Origin of the sequence: Enterococcus sp. AZ077, assembly GCF_051714965.1 — a bacterium.
In the GTDB taxonomy this organism is placed as follows: domain Bacteria; phylum Bacillota; class Bacilli; order Lactobacillales; family Enterococcaceae; genus Enterococcus_B; species Enterococcus_B hirae.
Genome location: NZ_JBIOSX010000001.1, coordinates 1,624,296 through 1,644,900 on the forward strand (window position 1 = coordinate 1,624,296; position 20,605 = coordinate 1,644,900).

Annotated in this window: 13 protein-coding genes; 3 read left to right on the plus strand and 10 right to left on the minus strand. The window is 37.9% G+C overall.

Going from position 1 to position 20,605, the window contains the following annotated elements; all coding sequences use genetic code 11:
• Positions 1-29 precede the first annotated feature (29 nt).
• Positions 30-1,769 carry an ABC transporter ATP-binding protein gene (locus tag IGL28_RS07445; RefSeq protein WP_081127480.1) on the plus strand — a complete coding sequence of 580 codons (1,740 nt, stop codon included), beginning with the start codon at positions 30-32 and terminating at the stop codon, positions 1,767-1,769.
• Positions 1,766-3,553: an ABC transporter ATP-binding protein gene (locus tag IGL28_RS07450; RefSeq protein ID WP_438843937.1), complete on the plus strand. Its 1,788-nt coding sequence runs from the start codon at positions 1,766-1,768 to the stop codon at positions 3,551-3,553. The genes IGL28_RS07445 and IGL28_RS07450 overlap by 4 nt, the downstream gene beginning before the upstream one ends.
• Before the next feature lie 479 nt (positions 3,554-4,032).
• Here IGL28_RS07450 and IGL28_RS07455 read toward each other — a convergent pair whose 3' ends face one another.
• The gene (locus tag IGL28_RS07455) at positions 4,033-5,568 is read right to left on the minus strand and encodes a WD40/YVTN/BNR-like repeat-containing protein (RefSeq protein WP_081127478.1); all 1,536 of its coding nucleotides are present in this window, start codon (positions 5,566-5,568) and stop codon (positions 4,033-4,035) included.
• A gap of 64 nt (positions 5,569-5,632) precedes the next feature.
• Complete coding sequence (locus IGL28_RS07460; protein ID WP_438843938.1) at positions 5,633-8,269, minus strand: BspA family leucine-rich repeat surface protein; 2,637 nt, start codon at positions 8,267-8,269, stop codon at positions 5,633-5,635.
• A 204-nt stretch (positions 8,270-8,473) separates the two neighbouring features.
• Between IGL28_RS07460 and IGL28_RS07465 the strand changes: the two genes are divergently transcribed.
• Complete coding sequence (locus tag IGL28_RS07465; protein WP_063627210.1) at positions 8,474-9,943, plus strand: helix-turn-helix domain-containing protein; 1,470 nt, start codon at positions 8,474-8,476, stop codon at positions 9,941-9,943.
• Between the two features lie 65 nt (positions 9,944-10,008).
• Here the strand turns inward: IGL28_RS07465 and IGL28_RS07470 are convergent, their stop codons facing one another.
• The 8 genes from IGL28_RS07470 to pcrA form a co-directional block, all read right to left on the minus strand.
• Complete coding sequence (locus IGL28_RS07470) at positions 10,009-10,137, minus strand: hypothetical protein (protein ID WP_010718988.1); 129 nt, start codon at positions 10,135-10,137, stop codon at positions 10,009-10,011.
• Positions 10,138-10,220: 83 nt separating this feature from the next.
• A complete protein-coding gene (rlmD, locus tag IGL28_RS07475; protein WP_081127475.1) occupies positions 10,221-11,594 on the minus strand; it encodes a 23S rRNA (uracil(1939)-C(5))-methyltransferase RlmD in 1,374 nt (457 codons plus the stop codon).
• Between the two features lie 332 nt (positions 11,595-11,926).
• Positions 11,927-12,967 (minus strand): diacylglycerol kinase, encoded by a 1,041-nt coding sequence (locus IGL28_RS07480; protein ID WP_010718986.1) that lies wholly within the window; start codon positions 12,965-12,967, stop codon positions 11,927-11,929.
• A gap of 9 nt (positions 12,968-12,976) precedes the next feature.
• Positions 12,977-14,407, minus strand: a complete 1,431-nt coding sequence (gatB, locus tag IGL28_RS07485; protein ID WP_034698244.1) for an Asp-tRNA(Asn)/Glu-tRNA(Gln) amidotransferase subunit GatB — start codon at positions 14,405-14,407, stop codon at positions 12,977-12,979.
• Complete coding sequence (gene gatA, locus IGL28_RS07490; protein WP_010718984.1) at positions 14,404-15,876, minus strand: Asp-tRNA(Asn)/Glu-tRNA(Gln) amidotransferase subunit GatA; 1,473 nt, start codon at positions 15,874-15,876, stop codon at positions 14,404-14,406. Before gatA ends, gatB begins: the two co-directional genes overlap by 4 nt.
• Positions 15,876-16,181 carry an Asp-tRNA(Asn)/Glu-tRNA(Gln) amidotransferase subunit GatC gene (gatC, locus tag IGL28_RS07495; protein WP_010718983.1) on the minus strand — a complete coding sequence of 102 codons (306 nt, stop codon included), beginning with the start codon at positions 16,179-16,181 and terminating at the stop codon, positions 15,876-15,878. Before gatC ends, gatA begins: the two co-directional genes overlap by 1 nt.
• Before the next feature lie 108 nt (positions 16,182-16,289).
• Positions 16,290-18,320 (minus strand): NAD-dependent DNA ligase LigA, encoded by a 2,031-nt coding sequence (gene ligA / locus IGL28_RS07500; RefSeq protein WP_010718982.1) that lies wholly within the window; start codon positions 18,318-18,320, stop codon positions 16,290-16,292.
• 16 nt (positions 18,321-18,336) lie between these two features.
• On the minus strand, positions 18,337-20,574 hold the full coding sequence (pcrA, locus tag IGL28_RS07505; protein ID WP_081127474.1) for a DNA helicase PcrA: 2,238 nt from the start codon (positions 20,572-20,574) through the stop codon (positions 18,337-18,339).
• Positions 20,575-20,605: the final 31 nt, after the last annotated feature.

The window sequence follows — 20,605 nt, forward strand, 5'->3', positions numbered from 1 at the left end:
ATTATTGTCTAGTAAAAGGAGGAAACAAAATGACATTACTTAAACAATTCCTATGGAAGAATAAAAAAATCGTAGGCATGACTTTTTTATTCGTCTGTTTACAAATCATTGGTACACTTGGTGTTCCTAAATTAGTGGCAACATTAATTGATGAAGGGATAGTTACTGGTCAAAACAGTAAAATTTATACCATTGGTCTACAAATGGCATTCGTAGCCTTGCTAGGTACTTTTTCAGCGATTGCTTCTAGCTATTTTTCTGCACTAGTGTCTGCAAAATTTGGCTACCAAACAAGGGAAACCTATTTTGATAAGTTCCAACAATTATCGATGAAAGATGCAGATGAATTTGGAAGTGCCTCACTCCTGACTCGAATGACTAATGATGTAGATAATATCCAACAAATGATTGTACTCTTTTGTCAAATGATCTTACCTGCACCAATCATTGCGGTGTTTACAATTGTCATGATGCTTCAATATTCCATGACATTGACATTGATTACATTGATTTCTGTGTTTATTTATGCTGTCGTTATTTACATCTTAATGAAAAAAGGAACCCCTCTATCTCTCAGTATCCAACCAAAAATGGATCGTATCACAGTGACTTTAAGGGAATTTTTTACAGGTGTGAATATGATTCGAGCCTTTAACAATCAAGACTATGAGGAGAAGCGCACCAATCAAACATTTGAGAAGTATGCCACACAGATGATCCGAGTCAATCGCGTATTTGCTTGGGTCACTCCGATTGCATTTTTATTAATGGGGATCGTATACAGCGCCATTCTTTGGTTTGGTGGTTCGTTGGTCAGTGAAGGTGCACTACAGATCGGGACTGTTACTGCCATCGTCGAATATTCGATGCTCACGTTGGCTTATCTAATGACTGCAGCTATGGTGTTAGTCGTCGTTCCAAAATCGATGTCCTCTCTTCGGCGGATCGAAGAAGTGTTGAATCAACCTATTGAGATCATTGATCCGGAAAATCCATCAACAGCTTCGCTGAATATGGATGATGAGCATGTGTTATCTTTTGAACACGTTTCTTTCAGTTATACCAAAGATTCGGAACCTGTATTGGAAGATATCCATTTTAAGGTACCTAAAGGCAAAACAACTGCCATCGTTGGCGGAACTGGTTCTGGTAAAAGTACAATAGCCAAATTGCTCCTTCGTTTGAATGATGTGACCAGTGGACAGATTATATTAGGGGGTCAACCACTCCAACAATTAACACAAGAAATGATTCGCTCAAAAATCAGCTATGTTCCGCAAAAAGCATTTCTGTTTAGTGGAACAATTTTATCAAACCTGCAAATGGGCAATGAGCATGCAACAGAAGAAGAATTGACCTCAGCTATACGTATTTCACAATTAGAGGAAGTTTTGGATAAATTGCCCAAAAAATTAGCTAGTTTTGTTGCACAAGGCGGAGATAATTATTCTGGCGGACAAAAACAACGGATGTGTATTGCACGAGCGCTCATCAAACCAGCAGATATCTATGTTTTCGACGATAGCTTTTCTGCTTTGGACTACAAGACGGATGCAAAACTAAGAACAGCCCTCCATGAAGAAATGGCTGATAAGACATTGATCATTGTGGCTCAAAGATTGAGTACAATCATGAACGCTGATCACATCATCGTTTTAGACAATGGCCGAATCGTGGGACAAGGAACTCACGAAACACTCCTTGCTACTTGTCTTTCTTATCAGGAATTTGCTAAATCACAAGGGATTTTGAAAGAAGGGAATATATGAAAACAACTGATGTAAAAATGAATAAACATAGTTTGATCCGCTTTTGGAAAATGATCCAATCTGATCACAAAACATTTTATGGCTTACTATTATGTAGTTTAATCGGTAACCTGATGGTCGTTGCAATGCCGATGATCATGGGCGTTGGTATCGATCAGCTTTTAAGTCGAATCCGCACGATCGGGATTGCTGAAATGACATTTCATGATGTCAAGGATGCCCTTTTGTTCCCTGTTGTTTTATTACTCGTTTTTTCTTTTTTAAGTAGTATTACTTCTTTCATTCAAGAATACGCAATGGCTTCATTGAGTGAAAAAATCACACTTAATGTTAGAAAAGAAATGACCAAGAAATTCAAAACATTACCAATGGCCTTCTTTGATCAGCATCAGGTAGGAGATATCATCAGCCGAACAACGACTGGTTTGAATCAACTAGCACAAGTCTTGCTAACAGGGATCAATCAATTTTTCACTTCCATTGTAACGATTTTATTTTCAATTTTGATGCTGTTTTATATTGACAGCAAATTGACGTTACTGATTCTTTTATTGATCGTTGGTAGTTCATGGGTCACTCAACTCTTTGCGAATAAAAACAAAAAGATTTCTGATGACAATCAAACAGAACTAGGTTCATTAAATAATAAAGTGGAAGAATATCTTGCAGGTAACTTGGTCATCAAAACATTCAATCAACAAGATCAAGCGATCGAGTCGATCCGTCAAGTAAATCATTCACAGTACCAAGCATTTAAAAAAGCGCAATTCATGAACTTTGCCATCTATCCAGCGATTCGCTTGATCAATCAATCAGCGTTCATTTTAAGTGCTGTCTTAGGTGGGATCTTAGTAATATCTGGTGGACTCACACTAGGATTGTTACAAGCTTATCTGCAGTACATCAATCAAATCTCTGAACCGATCTCGACCGCTTCTTATGTCATCAATTCGTTACAATCTGCTATGGCGGCGATTGATCGTATCTTTGAGATTATGGATGAACCAAATGAGCGTTCTGATCACGAAAATACAGCATCACTTGACCAGCCTGCTGGTTCAATCAGGTTCAAAGATGTTCGATTTGGTTATAGTCCAGATAAGATCTTGATGGAAAATGTCAACTTTTCGGCTAAACCAAAACAAACAATTGCAATCGTGGGACCTACTGGGGCAGGAAAAACGACATTAGTCAATTTACTCATGCGATTTTACGAGCTAAACCATGGAAGAATCGAATTCGACGGAATCGATATCACGAAATTCTCTCGTAGTGAGTTACGTAAACACTTTGGGATGGTTTTGCAAAATACGTGGCTCTTTGAAGGCACAGTGGCAGATAATATTGCTTATGGGAAACAGCAAGCTTCCAGAGACGAAATCATTGCGGCTGCCAAAATTTCCCAATGTGATCATTTCATCCGTACGTTACCTGAAGGATATGATACGATTATTTCAAGTGAAAATGGTTCGTTGTCACAAGGACAACAACAGCTATTGACCATTGCTCGGGTATTGCTGGCGAATCCTTCCGTAGTTATTTTAGATGAAGCAACCTCCAGCGTGGATACCCGCACCGAAGCAATGATCCAAAAAGCAATGAATGCTGTCACAGAAAACCGAACCAGCTTTATCATCGCCCATCGGTTATCTACGATTGAAAATGCCGACTTGATTTTAGTGATGGAAAATGGAAATATTATTGAACAAGGAACTCATCAGTCACTATTAAGCAAACCAACACTTTATGCTAGTTTATATAATAGCCAATTTCAAATCACATAAAAGAGGTTGTGAAAAGTACGCTTTGACCTGAGTAATAAGGAAGAAAATCTCGAAACAGCTCCTCATGTTTTGAGATTTTTAGACTTATTACCGAGGGTCAGCACTTTGAACACCGTTTAGCAAGAGGCTGTGAAAGAAGCGTTTAGCTCCGAGCGAATAAGAGAGGATTTTTTAAAATAGCTTCTCATATTTTAGAAAATCATCGCTTATTGTTGAGGAGTTGCTTCTTGAACGCCGTTTATATCAAGAAGTTGTGAAAGTACGCTTTGACCTAAGTAATTTTGAACACTTTTTACCCATTTTAAAACCCATAAAAAAGAGCCTGGACTTTTTTCCAAGGCTCTTTTTTATGGGTCTATTCTTTCAATCTCTCTTATTCACAAATTCAATCGTTACATAGAGAACTTTCACTTACATAAATTGTCAATGTCTCTCCTTACGCCATTTTCTTTTTGGGGTTGAAATTCATCTAAACCTTTTTAGCGATTCTCTACTTGCGATAATTGTTGTTCGAATTGCCATGTTTCTCCACCATCAGTCGAATAAAAAAGACAAGCAAACATTTTCCCTGCATCGATCGATCCATTTTTTAGGAGGTAAAACTTGGTTTCCAATTTATTAGCACTTACTTGTACCACTTCATTTGGTGACTGGAACAAATCGATCCCTCCCAATTGATACTCACCCGGGATAGCTACCAAGGATTCTTTGAATGTTAGTCCCCCATCATTCGTATAATAGATGTTTTCTCTTGTAGAAAGGAAACCCAATGTCTTCGTCACAAAACTAACATTTTGAATCGGTTGATTTACGATGGTACTGCCGCTTTTTTGCCAGCTTTGCCCTTTATCGTTGGTCGTATAAATTTTTAGACTTTCCGCAGACATTCCTGTAGAGGATGAAAATACCATGACGCCTTGATCGTTTGTGAAAAAGTTTGCTTTACGATAACGAACCTGTTCACCTTGATCTGTAATCTGACTTTTTTGCCACGTCTTCCCATTATCAGCTGATGATAATAGGTAAACGTTTTTTTGATCAGGTGAATAGATAAACCAAGAAAAAGTAGGAGAAACATCAAATGTTTTGTCCATCCATTCCCCTTTTGCAACAAGGCCTGAAGTCAAAGTATAGTCACCAAAGCGCAACCAGTCCACAGCAATTGGAACGAAATGCCAGTCTTTTCCTTGATTCGTCGTCAAATACAAGGCTTGTGTTTCTGGGTCTATTTTTACGTCATTCGTTTGCTCAGTGGTCAAATTGACGGATGTTTGAACAGGTTTCAATAATCCGTCCTGATTAGTCGAAGTTGGCATTTTTCTTACTTTTTCTTCGCTTTGCATCATAGAGTGTACATTCGTTGCTACTGGTCCTGCATTAATGAATTGATAAACACCCCCGCCAATCAACAAGAGTGTTCCAACTCCAATTGCTAAATGAGAGTAAAAAGGCTCAATTCTTTTTTTGTTTTTTCGGTCTATCGGTTCATTTACTTGCATAAAAACATAGTATCGATTACTGCCATACCAAGTAAGTTGTTCTCCTAGAAAAAGTGAGACACCCTCCATCGTTTGCAGCAGAAAATAACGCCTCTTTTTCGCAAGTGTAAACTCCTTTTTGTTATGATCACTCAAGTAGAGATAATTTTCGTCCTGAGAGCCAACTGAAATATGTAACATATTCGCCACTTGTTTTTCCAGCCATTGATCATAATGCCGAGAGATGTTCCTCTTTTTGAACCATAGCACAGCAACGAGTAAAAACAAGAATAGTCCTATCGCAAAGTCAACATAACTTGAAAAATGGTACAAACTAGTGATTCGCTCCATTTTAAATGAATGTGGATGATTCTGCTTTAAATGATGGTAGATGTTTCCCCATCCGCCAAAGAACAACAAGTTAGCGGTTAAATACATCCCAATTTTCCATGTCATTTTTTTCGTTCGTTGATTGATGATAGACAACATCTTTGCTTTTGCTGACATCAATTCAATAATCAATAATTCTTTATCCATCTTGCCAATCTCCTTTTTTTACATTATGACGTAAAACGAGGAGATTGACTAGTTGATTTACGCTTTATTTAACGTTTATCTTTTTTTTGTAAACAAAGTATAATCCAAGTAAGAAGCAAGCCATGCCAATCATAGAAAGACTTGATTTTTGATAACCTGTAGTAGGTAGTTTTTTGTCTTCTTGTTCGTCTTTTTCATCTTTATCATCTTTTTCATCTTTTTTATTTTTTTCATTTTTTTCGTCTTTTTTATCTCTCTGATCGTTGTTATTCGTTGTCTCATTTGGCGTTGCTGGTACTGGCTTTTTATCCCCCGATTGGTTCGTATCCGCATCTGGTTTTTCTTTAGTTGGTTCAGCTAGCACATGGATTTCAACAGTTTTCTTTTGATGACCGTTTTGATAGGTCACTGGATAAACGCCAACTTTTGTCGTATCCACCTTACCAGAAACCATTTTCTGGTCAAATGTTAGGGGATTTCCTTCTTTATCATTGGCTGAAATAAAATTGTCTTGTGGATTCCAATTGTCTCCTACATAGAGTGTGGAACCTTTAACTACGAGTGTTTCTTTGTTCTCTTTGACCGTTACTTTGATCGTCTTACTTGCTATTCCGTTGGTATACGTCACAAAATAATCGCCCGTTTTTTGGCTATCCACCGAACCTTCCACCATTTTTGGAGTGAACGCTAGAGGCATCCCATCTTCATCAGTAGCTGAAACAAAATTAGCTTGTGGATCCCATTGATCACCCACATAAATAACTGAGTCTTTGGCCTGAATGCTCTCCTGGTTTTCTTTCACTGTTACATGAATGACTTGAGCAGCGCTACCATTAGTATAAGTAATCGGTGTCACTCCTGCTACTGAGGTATCCACTGTTCCACTGACCATACTCATATCAAATGGAAGGGGATTTCCTTCCTTATCTGTTGCTGAAATAAAATTATCCTGTGGATCCCAGGTTTCACCAAGGTAAAGCGTCGAATCTTTGGCTAAAATTGATTCATAGTTTGGCTCTTTCTGCCAAACATACGTATCTGCCATCGCTCCTGTATAGTTCGCCATCAATTCTTCTGAAGTTAGCACGTATTCCCCTGCAGGGTTCGTAACCGTTCCAGAACCAACGTTTTGCCAATAACCAGTATTTCCATCTTCTACTGGAATAGCAGGAAGATTGGCTGAATCTACAAAACGATAGCCTTTACCAAGAGTCAATTCATTGAGGCTCGTTGTTCCAGCCAGCATTTCTGCCATTTCTACGGGATCCTCAAACTGAAAATAAGAAAGATCTAATTTTTTTACTTTCGAACAATTTAAGAACATATATGTCAGATAATTCACAGATTCTGTATTGAAATTAGACACATCGATCGTCTCTAGTAACTCACAATTAGCAAACATGTATCTCATTGCTTGGACTAGACTGGTGTCAAAATTAGAAACGTCCAAAGAGGTTAAACTATTACAGCCATTGAACATATAATTCATGGATGTTACTTGACTTGTATCAAAACCTTCCACTGCGATCGTTTTCAATTTGCGACATTGATCAAACATGTAATGCAAATGAACAACCTTTGATGTATCAAAATTAGAAACGTCCACACTCTCTAATTCATAATTCAAACGAAACATCACTGAAAGATCAATCGCACTTGATGTATCGAAATTTGAGACATCCACATAGCGCAACTTCTTACATTCAGCGAATAAACGTGACATATAAACCACATTTGATGTATCAAAGTGAGCGATATCTAAGGTAATTAATTCATTACAAGCAAAAAACATTCTGTTCATGTTGACAACATTACTCGTATCAAAACTAGAAAGATCGATTGATTGTACTTTGGTACATCGACTGAACATGCCACTCATATCAACTACATTACTTGTATCGAAACTTGAAAGATCAAGATGAATGAGATTCTCTGTTTGGTCAAATGCTTCAAAAAACATATTAGACATATTCGTGACATTTGACGTATCCCATCCTGACAAATCAACGCCATTTAGTACACGACAGTCAGAAAAAAAGGAAGTCATATCCGTTACTTGACTTACGTCTAAATAAGCTAAATTCTCAATGGACAAAAGATTACTATATCCATAAAATAAGCGATGAGTTTCTTCAGGAGCAATCGTTGGTCCAGTGAATACCATTTTTTTTATTTTAAATCGATAGCTGTTGAACCAAGGAGGAAAAAACGTAACCGGTGTTTCTCCCAATGTGCCTCCTCCAATATATAATGTACCTTCTGCATCGATTCGCCAAGAACAAGTTCCGAAAACACCACTGGCAATATCGGTGGATTCTTCTGTAGGTGTGGCAGTGTTGAGAAGTGTCTCCTCTTGTTCTGTGTTTTCCGTCAATTGATCCTGATCTAAGTCAGCAGCTGATTGACTTTCAGTTGGTTGATCAAGGCTCTCTGATTCCTCTACCAGTTCTTCTTGCGGAACTTCTGTCATTGACTCTTCTAACTCTGGCTGATTTTCATCAGGTTCCTGGATCATTGTTTCTAATGGATTTTCGACCAGATCGTTTTTACCTCCTGGTTCGTTTAAACTAGTTGCTGTTTGTACTTGCTCTTCGTCTGGTTTACTCCATTCTTCGGCATAAGAATAAGAAAACGGATGAAGCAGAGATTGTGTCGCCAACCAAATCGCTAACGAACATTTGACTAACTTTTTCTTGTTCATTGATTTTCCCCCTAAATTCACCATGTTTTTAAAATAAAAGCTATTTATATAATCAACGATTACTTGAAGGAAAAGTTTTCTATTTTTTTCTTTCAAAAAAAATATTAGTAAAAAAATTGAGCTCATCGTTTATTCAAGTTAAAATAAAAAAGATTTCACTAAATAAATTACGCGGCTTTTAATTAAAGTCGGGAAGGAATAAGAATGAATAACCTATTTTTCAGATTATTAAATAACAAGCAATTACAGCGGCAGATAAGAATTCTTTACTATTTACATAAATGTGATTCGATTTCTTCAACTGAAAAACTAGTGAAAGAACTTGAAACAACAGCACCGACACTTCGCGCGGATATTGATTCTTTACAACAATTACTTCCCAAGGGAATGACCATCAAATATTATAAAAAGATCGGTTACCGATTGATGGTGTCTACATTCAAAACGATTGATTCCATTGTCATGGAGATCGCTAAAGATACAATTGTTTATAAATTGATTGACGAAATCTACCGAGGTCGTATTCATTCATTCCAAACTGCCACCGAACAGTTTCATCTCTCGCATTCAGTTTTGAGAAAGACCATTCGCCATATTAACAAAGAATTAAAATTTTATCGCCTTACTTTATCGACTAAACAATTAGATTTATTAGGAAATGAAGCAGATATCCGTTACTTTTTATTTGAGTTTTACCATGGTTTTAGACAAACATTTACGACTAATCATTCTTATCAAACAATCAACAATACATACGAAGAACTCCAAGAAGCGACAACGCAAATCGCAACAAATTATTTTCGCATCAACTTATGGATGAATATTTTAAAACAGCGCTTATTAAATAAACAAATGATTCATCTCGAACCGTCCTTATGTAAAGAAATTAAGGCAAGAACAAGTTTCATTCAGTTTAAATCGGTTTTTAAAAAGTATTTTAAAAGTAGATTTGGTATTACCCAAGTAGCCGAGGAGGAAATTGTTTGGTCTTACCTCATACGCTTACATTGTGTTTCTTACTACCCAGCTAACAAAACTTTGAATCTGTGCTATCCAGAAGATATTCCAACCTTAGAACAGTATGAACCATTTTTACGACCATTACAGAATTCTACAACTATCACAAATGTCGACCTGCTAAAGTTAAAAGGATATCTCAGCAACCTGCGTCTGCTGACAAAAATCTCTTCTCATTTTGAGCGAATCACTTTAGAACTTCATACCAGCGTACCTATGAAAGTCAAAAAACTTTTTAAAGAATGGCAGAACTATTTAAAAAAGTATACACATGTATTACCTTTTTCTGTTACCCACTATCAAGATATCGCCTTAACGTTAAGTATTATTCATTATGCCAATTTAACCTCTTCCTCTACCCAAAAAAAACAGACGATTTTATTTTCATTCCAAGGAGAACCCGGATTAGAAGACTATTTGACTCGATTCGTATGCCAATTGCTTCCACAAAATGTGGTTCCTCTTTTTGTCTCTAATAAATTTATTTCACATAAGATGGTTTTAGAAACTGAGGTTGCATTGGTTGTTTGCAATTATGATTTTCTAGATACAACCTGCCCTTGCCCAGTACTCTTACTTTCTTATTTTCCTACAAAAAAGGAATGGCTCGATCTACAACAATACATTTTTAAATTAGCTTATCCAATCAATGATTGATCATTAGCCGAACAAGTGAAAAAAAGAATCAACACGATTATTAGTTTCGTGTTGATTCTTTTTAATTATTTATTATAGATTTTTGGTCCTTTTCGCATATTCCGTCGATCATTTTTAGGCTCAGCCATTTTTTTTGAACGTCCGCCGCCTTGTTTCTTTTTGATCAATTCAAGCATTTTTTCCTTTGTATCCATCTTATACCCCTTTCTTCATGATTGTCAGCTACGTTATCATTTTCTAGTTTTCTGATTCTTTTACATGATTCACTAAGTTTGAATTATCCCTTAGGTGCTAATAGCGCCACTAATTCCACATGATGTGTTTGTGGGAATAAATCGACTGGTTGTACTTTTTTCACTTCGTAGCCTGACTCAGCAAATAACTTTGCATCTCTGGCAAAAGTTGCTGGATTGCAAGAGATATATACTAATTTCGCAGGTGCCATGTCAATGGCTGACGCAATAAAACGTGCATCTAATCCTTTTCTTGGCGGGTCGACAACGATCACAGATGGTTTGATCCCTTTGTCTTGCCATTTCTTCATGACTGTTTCTGCCTTACCCACTTCGTAATGAGCATTTTCAATTTTGTTTGTTAATGCATTGAATTGTGCATCTTCAATCGCTTCCGGAACAAGTTCCATGCCATAGACCTCTTTAACTTTATCAGCTAAAGATAAACCGATCGTTCCAATACCAGAGTAAGCATCAATGACGGTATCTTCTTTTTGTAACGCTGCAAATTCAATGGCTGTTTGATACAATTTTTCCGTTTGTTCAGTATTCACTTGATAGAATGATTTTGAGGAAATACGGTAAGTTTTTCCCAATAGTTGATCCTCAATATAACTTCTACCATAAAGAACCTTCTCTTTATCGCCTAATATCACGTTTGTTTTCTCTTCGTTGATATTTTGAACGACTGAAACGACTTCTGGCAATTCTTCATGAATAATAGACGCAATTTCCTTTCCTTTAAAGAATTTTTCTTTTCGTGTAACTAAAACGACCATCATTTCATGTGAGTAATGACCTCTTCTGATGATAATATGACGGATCTGTCCTTCATTTTTCGCCTCGTTATAACCACGTACTTGGAAACGTTGCAAAATATCTCTCACACGTTTGATGGCTTCATCGATTGCTGGATCTTGAATATAATAATCCTCGATTTCAACTAGTTCATGGCTATTCTTTTTATAAAAACCAGTTGCTAGACGACCATCTATTCTTCTCACTGGAATCTGCGCTTTGTTACGATAGCCAACAGGATTCTCCATTGGGATGGTAGGTAAAATGTCAACCTCTGGCATCTTTGCGATCTTGCTCATGACATTTTCCACTTGCTTTTGTTTAAAAAGTAATTGCTGCTCATAGTTCAAATGTGCTAAAGGAGCAATTCCTGTCCGTAGAAGGCGATTATCCTTTAATGGTTGACGGTCTGGTGATTCGGTTAGCCATTTTTCTACTTTTCCATAACCAAATTTATTCCCAGCTTTTACTACTAGCACTTCCACTCGTTCACCTGGTAATGCATTTTCAATAAACAAAGGATAGCCATCGATTTTAGCTACGCCCATACCTTCATAACTTAAATCGATAATATCTAATGTGTAACGTTCATTTTTTTTAACTGATAGTTTCTCTTTCATAATAACTCCTCATTTAGGTTTGTAACTGAAGCAGTTTTGCTTTTAGTACTACGGTCATATCCAAAAAACGATCATTTGTGTTTTATTGGATAGGGACTTGGTACCGGGTTGCTTCAGGACATTTTTTTTAGGCACATAGAGCCTTTTTTTGGCAAGTCCATTTATTCACTTGATGCCTTCACTTCATTTACGATCCAATTGTCAATCTTTCGTTCGCCTGCTTTAGACTCAACAAAGAAAAATAACATACTGTTACATAATGACCTTCAATAAATAAGAATTAATTTTTATCATACGAAAGGGTGGAACGATCATTTGTCCCACCCTTTACGTCATTTTTCTTTATCTGCAATCTTGCCGTCACCGTCTATATCTTCATCAGTCAAACGCTCAACTTCTTTGACAAATTCTTTGCTGACCTCTTCTAACTCCTCTTCGGAACCAGTAATTGCTTCATCTGGAATTTGGTCGATGTTTGCATAAAATTCAATATGTTGATGAAGGTTTTGGAAGTGCATAGGTGCATTTCCACCATATTCACCGTCTAAGTTGATCATGACCGGTCGGTTGATATCGTCTTCTGTTTCGACATACAAACTGCTGGTTTTCGTATAAATCACTCGAGAATCATCTACATGGCGCCCACCATTCAACATCAAGGCTGCGATATGCAAAATTTCAAAAATATTCGCTGTTTTGACAATAATTAATGAAAATTTACCATCGTCTAGCTTGGCATCAGGAGCAATCTTTTCGAACCCGCCGACTGAATTAGTGAGTCCTAAAAAGAACATAGAGGCATTCCCGATGTATTCTCCTTCATCATATTTCAAGCGCATTTTGATTGGTTTCACTCGAGGCAGCATCTCTGCTCCTTTAGCTAAATATGCCAAATAGCCGAAAATACTCTTTAGTTCTGAAGGAACTTCATAAGTTAACTCCGTTAAATAACCACCCGCAGCGATGTTGATAAAGTAGCTATCTTCCGTTTGACCGATATCCATCTTAACCGTCTGATTCTTCTTGATAACTTCAGCTGCGGCTTTGATATCATCCCGTGGAATCTTTAACGCACGTGCGTAATCGTTAGTAGTACCTGCTGGGATAATCGCCATTTTAGGGCGATGCTCAAGCGGTGCAATACCGTTAACAACCTCATTGATCGTCCCATCGCCTCCCGCAGCTACCACCAGATCAAATCCATTTTCTGCTGCTCTTCTTGCTTCATTTTTGGCAGAATTTTTTTCTGGTGTTGTCGCATACGCACTTGCTTCATAGCCAGAATCCTCCAAAGCTTGGAGGATATCCGCTAGATTTTTTTTCAACAATTCTTTGCCAGAAGTTGGATTATAAATAACACGAGCTTTTTTCATGATCTACTCCTAGCGTTTTGCTAATTCTTCTTGCAACAGTTTATTAACGACACCTGGATTGGCTTGACCTTTAGTTGCTTTCATGATTTGTCCTACTAAGAAACCAACCGCACGATCTTTTCCGTTTTTGAAGTCATCTACTGATTGTTGGTTATTATCTAAGATTTCGTTGATAACTGGTAATAGTTTGCTTGGATCAGACAACTGAACCCAACCATTTTTTTCAACAACATCTTGTGCGTCGCCACCATTTGTGATTAATTCTCGGAATACTTTTTTCGCAATCTTAGAACTAATCGTACCATCTGCAATCAGACGAATCATGCCTGCTAGATTTTCAGGAGTCAAGTTCGTTTGAGCTAATTCTAGTTTCTCACTGTTCAAGTAAGCAGATACTTCACCCATTAACCAGTTAGATGCCTGTTTTGCATCCGCACCATTCTCTAAAGTCGCTTCAAAGAAGTCAGACATTTCTTTTGATAGAGTTAGAACCATTGCATCATACTCAGGTAACCCTAATTCTTGGATATAACGTTGACGACGAGAAGCAGGCATTTCCGGCAAGCTTGCTTTCACTTTTTGGATCCATTCATCGTCAATCATAAATTTAGGAATATCAGGTTCAGGGAAATAACGATAATCGCTAGAACCTTCTTTGACACGCATCAAAATTGTTTTATTAGTTGTTTCGTCAAAACGTCGTGTCTCTTGTTGGATTTCTCCACCAGAAAGTAAGACTTTTGCTTGACGTTTTTCTTCGAAGGCTAGACCTTTTTTAACAAATGAAAGGGAGTTTAAGTTTTTCAACTCTGCTTTTGTTCCAAATTCTTCCTGTCCATAAGGCCGTAAAGAAATATTGGCATCACAGCGCATAGAACCTTCTTCCATTTTCACATCACTAACTTCAGTAAATTGGATGATTGAACGCAATGCTTCTAGATAAGCATAGGCTTCTTCTGGTGAACGCATATCAGCTTCAGAAACGATCTCGATCAATGGTGTCCCTTGACGGTTTAAGTCAACGTAAGAATAGCCACCAATACCATGCATGTTCTTACCAGCATCTTCTTCTAAGTGAACTCGTTCGATCCGTATTTTCTTTTTCTTACCTTCAACTTCGATCTCGATCCAACCGTCATGCCCAATGGGTTGATCAAATTGTGAGATTTGGTAAGCTTTTGGATTATCTGGGTAAAAATAATTTTTACGATCAAAATGTGTGTCTTTAGAAATTTCACAGTTCAAAGCGAGTGCTGCTCGCATACCGAATTCTAATGCTGCTTTATTCATTACTGGTAAAACACCAGGATATCCCCAGTCGATCACATTTGTATTGCTGTTTGGTTCAGCTCCAAAATGTGCAGGAGCTGGAGAGAAAATTTTTGAGTTGGTCTTTAACTCAACGTGGACTTCAAGCCCAATGATTGTTTCAAAGTTCATTCGCCTTTCCCTCCTAAAATTGCTGGTTTTTGATTATGGAATTGTGTTGCTTGTTCAAAAGCATAGGCTGCTTGGTACATTGTTTTTTCATCAAAATAATTACCAATGATTTGTAAACCAACCGGCATATTCTCAGATAATCCCGCAGGAACTGACATTCCAGGTAAACCAGCTAAGTTAACAGGAATTGTTAAGATGTCACTCATGTACATCGTGATTGGATCATTAATGTTTTCACCGATACCAAATGCCACTGTTGGAGAAGATGGGCCGATGATCAGATCGTAGTCTGCAAAGACTTTTTCAAAATCACGTTTGATCAATGTTCGAACTTGACCCGCTTTTTTAAAGTAAGCATCATAATATCCAGCACTTAATGAGAATGTTCCCAACATGATCCGACGTTTGACTTCTTCACCAAAACCTTCAGTACGTGAATTCACATATACATCTTCTAAGTTCTTCACATTTTCTGAACGGTAACCGAAACGAATACCATCAAAACGTTGTAAGTTGGAACTTGCTTCTGATGAGGCAATGATATAGTAGACTGCTACCCCATATTTTGAATGTGGCAAACTTACTTCTTCTACAGTTGCGCCTAATGAACGGAAAGTTTCTGCCGCTTTCAAAATGTTTTCTTTTACGCCAGGAGCGACTCCTTCGCCAAGATATTCTTTTGGTAAAGCAATCTTCATCCCCTTGATGTCGCCAGTTAATCCTTCGGCAAAATTAGGAACAGAAACACCAGAAGATGTGCCATCTTTTTCATCATAGCCACTGATTGCTGTTAAAGCTAATGCATTATCTTTGACGTTGCGAGTCATTGGCCCGATTTGATCTAGTGATGAGGCAAAGGCGATCAAACCAAAACGTGACACACGTCCGTAGGTAGGTTTCATTCCCACGATTCCATTAAATGAAGCTGGTTGGCGAATACTTCCGCCTGTATCACTACCCAAGGAAACTGGGATTTGTCCAGCAGCGACTGCAGCAGCCGAACCACCAGAAGAACCACCAGGAACTTTCGAATGGTCCCAAGCATTTTTTGTTTTCTTAAAGTAAGAAGTTTCTGTACTTCCTCCCATCGCAAACTCATCCATGTTCAATTTACCAACTGGAATCATATCTGCTTGATACACTTTGTCCATGACAGTAGCATCATAGATAGGATCAAAATTATAAAGAATTTTGGAAGCTGCAGTCGTCAACAGATCTTTGGTAACGATATTGTCTTTGATCCCAATTGGAATCCCAGCTAAGACATTATTTTCGTCAATTCCTTTTTCATCTAACGCTTTGGCTTGTGCCAGAGCTTTTTCTTCATTCAATGTAATAAAAGCTTCAATCTCTGGCTCAGTTTCTTTGATTCGCTCAAAGGTTGCTCTTGTTAAATCTTGTGCAGTGATTTCTTTAGAAACCAATAATGCGTGCAATTCTTCTAAAGAAAGATCATATAGTTTTGTCATTATGCGCCAGCCTCCCCATTGTCAATAATTGCTGGCACTTTGATAAAGCCATCTTCTTTTTCTGGTACATTTCTCAACAATTCATCGCGATCCCAACCAGCACTTGCTCGGTCTTGTCGCATAACGTTCACTGTTTCAACCACATTTGATGTAAATGGAACACCTTCTGTATCAACTTCCTCAAGCATTTCCACCATATCAATGATTTTCCCTAATTGATCAGTAAAACTTGCAAGTTCTTCATCTGCGAACGCAAGTTTTGCTAATTTGGCAACGTGTTTTACTTGTTCTTCACTGATCGCCATACTACCCCTTCTTTCTAAACGAGTTAAAAACTTTGCTCTCTATTTTAACATAAGTGATTCCCATCTGAAATTGTTTCTTGAAATTTGTCTGAAAAAAATCAGATTTTCTTAATTAAAATGACTGTCAGCTAATGCTTCTGCCATTTTTTCTTCTGACCATACGTCGATTCCTAGTTCTTGTGCTTTGGTCAGCTTACTACCAGCGTCTTCGCCTGCAACCACGATATCGGTTTTCTTAGACACACTGCCAGTAACCTTACCTCCAAGATTTTCAATGGTTTCTTTTGCTTCTTCACGCGTAAAACGAGTCAATTTCCCTGTTAAAACCACTGTTTTTTCTTTAAAAGGTGAGTCGATCGTTTCGATCTGTGAAGAACGAATCCCTTTATACTCAAAGTTGACACCTGCTTGTTTTAGTTCGGACATCAAGTCATGGACCTCTTCATTACTGAAATAAGTCACTACGCTATCAGCAATCGTATCGCCGATCGTGTCTAGCGCAATGATCGATTCAAAGTCACTTTTACTTAATGTTTCCAGATCGCCAAAATGCTCTGCTAATATCTTCGCTGCCTTGGAGCCGACGTGGCGAATCCCTAAGCCAAATATCAATCTTTCGACCGAATTATCCTTACTATCGTGGATCGCTGTCAATATATTATTGGCTGATTTTTCTTTGATTTTATCTAACGTCAGCAATTCCTCTTCCGTTAGCTTGTAAAGATCAGCCACATCTGTAACTAGTTGTTTATCATACATCTGTGCCAATACTCTTGGTCCTAGGCCATCGATATTCATGGCGTTACGTGAAACAAAATGATTCAATCCTTCTTTGATTTGGGCTGGACACTTCGGATTGATACAACGAAGAGCAACCTCTTCATCAAGATGAACTAATTCACTATGACAGATCGGACAATGTGTTGGTAAAACATAAGGTTCGCTATCAGCAGGTCGTTGATCCAACACGACTTGTGCTACTTCAGGGATAATATCTCCTGCTTTATAGATACGAACAATATCGTTTAACCTTATATCTTTTAACTTGATGTAATCACCGTTATGCAGACTTGCTCGACTAACTGTCGTTCCAGCCACTCGTACCGGAGTCATAATCGCTGTAGGTGTCACAACACCAGTCCGCCCAACCGTCCATTCGATTTCTTCGATCTTCGTTTCTACTTCTTCCGGTGGGAATTTATACGCTGTTGCCCAACGAGGTGCTTTGACAGTAAAACCTAATTGGTCCTGTAAAGAAAATTCATTCACTTTGATGACGATTCCATCAATTTCATAGGTTAAGTCCATTCGTTTTTCATGGTATTCTTCAATAAATGACCAAACTTCATCAATCGAATGACACAAACGCTTTTCGTGATTCGTATGGAAACCGATCTGTTCTAATTCTTCTAAAGCATCATATTGGGTTGTTGCTTTCATCGGTCCAAAATCCGCTACCGTATATAAAAAAGTATCCAAATTACGTTTTGCAGTAATTTTAGAGTCCAGTTGTCTCAGTGATCCTGCAGCTGCATTTCGAGGATTTGCAAAAATATCTTTCCCTTCTGCTTCTCTTGCTTGATTTAATTGCACAAATGATTTTTTGGGCATAAAACATTCGCCGCGGACTTCGATACTGATAGCATCTTTCAACTTCAATGGGACAGAACGAACTGTTTTTAGATTTTCTGTGATATTTTCGCCAACCGTCCCATCTCCTCTTGTTGCACCACGAACAAATTCGCCATTTTCATAGCGCAAGGAAACCGATAAACCATCAATTTTTAGTTCACAACAGTAATCAACAGGGCGACCAATCGCTTTTTGGACACGTTGATCAAAGGCAAATAGTTCGTCTTTGCTAAATACGTCATTCAAACTATAAAGCGGAATATCATGAGTCACTTTTTCAAAGCCACTGAGAACTTTCCCCCCTACTCGCTGAGTTGGTGAATCCGAAGTGATTAAATCAGGATATTGCTCTTCAATTGCTACTAATTCAGCATATTCTTGATCATAAACATAATCTTCGACAGTTGGTTTATCTTCAACATAATATTCTCTGGACCAACGATTTAACCGAGATCGTAGTTCTTCTGCTCGTTTTGCAGCTTCATCAATTGTCATTTCATGTTCCATCGTTTATCCCCCCTGTTTAAACTTTTTCAATTGGCGCAAATGCTGCTAACAACCGTTTCACACCTTGACTAGGAAATGCCACGTCCAATTCTAAATCTTTGGCAGTACCATTTACCCTTACCACTGTTCCGATCCCCCATTTTTTATGGTTGACTTTATCGCCTGCTTTCCAGCTATTGCTTTCTCCACCAGTTGCTGTTTTTGAAGAAACAACAGTTGTTACTGGTTGTTTGTAGGCTGGTTTAGCTGTTCTGCTCGTAAAAGGACTCGTTTGTTTTGGCGTTGGCCGCATGCCTTGGACTTCTAATAATTCTTGATCGATTTCTTCTACAAAGCGAGAAGGTCGATTATATTGCGTCCTGCCATATAAGGTACGGGAAAAAGCATTGGTCAGGTAGAGTGCTTCTTCTGCTCTCGTGATCCCGACATAAGCAAGTCTTCGTTCTTCTTCCAATTCGCTTTCTTCCATCAAGGCTCGTGACAATGGGAAAACTCCTTCTTCCAAACCAATCAGAAAGACGACTGGAAATTCAAGACCTTTTGCGGCATGCAAAGTCATCAATGTCACTTGGGTGGTTTCTTCTTCTAAATTATCGATGTCTGAAACTAAGGCCAAGTCATTTAAAAATACAGTCAATTTTTCTTCTGGTGCATCCGCATTTTCTTCATTTTGTTTTTCAAATTGTTTATCAAATTCTTGAGTAACGGTTAAAAATTCTTCCAAGTTTTCGATTCTTGCTTGTGATTCTAAAGTATTTTGAATTTTTAAGTCTTCTAGATACCCACTACGTTCTAAGACTTCTTTTGTCAGTTCGGTCACTGTTAGATAGGGAACCATTTGTGTGACGTCATTGATCATGTCGCCAAAAACTGCTAATTGTTGACCGGCTTTTCCACCAATGTTAGTTAAATCAACATTTTGAGCCGCTTCAAGGAGTGGCCATTGGTGGATCGTCGCAAAACTTCTTAATTTCTCGATTGAGCCAGGTCCGATCCCGCGTTTAGGCGAATTAACGATCCGTTCAAAACTGATTGAGTCTTGAGGATTCGCAATCACATTCAAATACGCTAAAATATCCTTAATTTCTTTACGGTCATAGAACTTATGTCCGCCCACCATTTTATAAGGAATATTCGCTTTTAGTAAGGTTTCTTCCATCACACGAGACTGAGCATTAGTTCGATACAAAATCGCAAAGTCGCCATAATTCCGTTGATTTTCACGAATTTGCTCTTGCATACGATCCACGATGAAACGTGTTTCATCTCGCTCGTTATCTGCACGGTAGTAAGTGATTTTATTTCCTTCCCGGTTTTCTGTCCAAAGATTTTTCGGCTTTCGATTGCTATTATTTTCGATCACTTGGTTGGCAGCACTTAAAATTGTTTTAGTCGAACGGTAGTTTTGCTCTAATAAAATGACTGTGGCATTCGGATAATCTTTTTCAAAATCCAAAATATTTTGCATATCAGCGCCACGCCAACCGTAAATACTTTGATCAGCATCCCCCACAACACATAAATTTTGGAATCTTTGGGCGAGTAGATTAACTAAAGTATATTGTGCATGGTTCGTGTCTTGGTATTCATCCACATGGATGTAATGGAATTTATTTTGATAATAAGTCAAAGAATCAGGATGCTCTTCAAATAACCGAATGGTATTCATAATCAAGTCATCAAAATCCATACATTGGTTATATTGTAATTCTTTTTGATAAGCTACATAACACTTAGCTGCAATTTCTTCATAGTAACTTCCCTGCAACTTGGCAAACTCCTGAGGGTTTTGCAAGTTGTTTTTTGCTTGCGAAATCGTTCCAAGTATACTTCTTGGATCGTATTTTTTCGGATCAATATTCAATTCTTTTAAGATACGTTTCATTAATGACAACTGTTCAGAAGAATCGATAATGGTAAAATTTCGGTTGTAACCGATGAAATCGACATCTCTTCTTAAGATACGCACACACATGGAATGGAAAGTCGATACCCAAACATCTTCGCCACCATATTCTAAAATGGCATTTACCCGCTCTTTCATCTCTTTAGCGGCTTTATTGGTAAAAGTAATCGCTAGGATGTTCCACGGATTTACTTCCTTTTCTTCAATCAAATAAGCAATTCGGTGGGTCAAGACCCTCGTTTTCCCACTACCTGCACCGGCCATCAATAATAGTGGTCCCTCGGTATGAAGAACCGCTTCTTTTTGTCGAGGATTCATCCCATTCAATAATTCACTTTTGGATGACATTTACAACATCCTTTCTTTTATCAATCCGTTT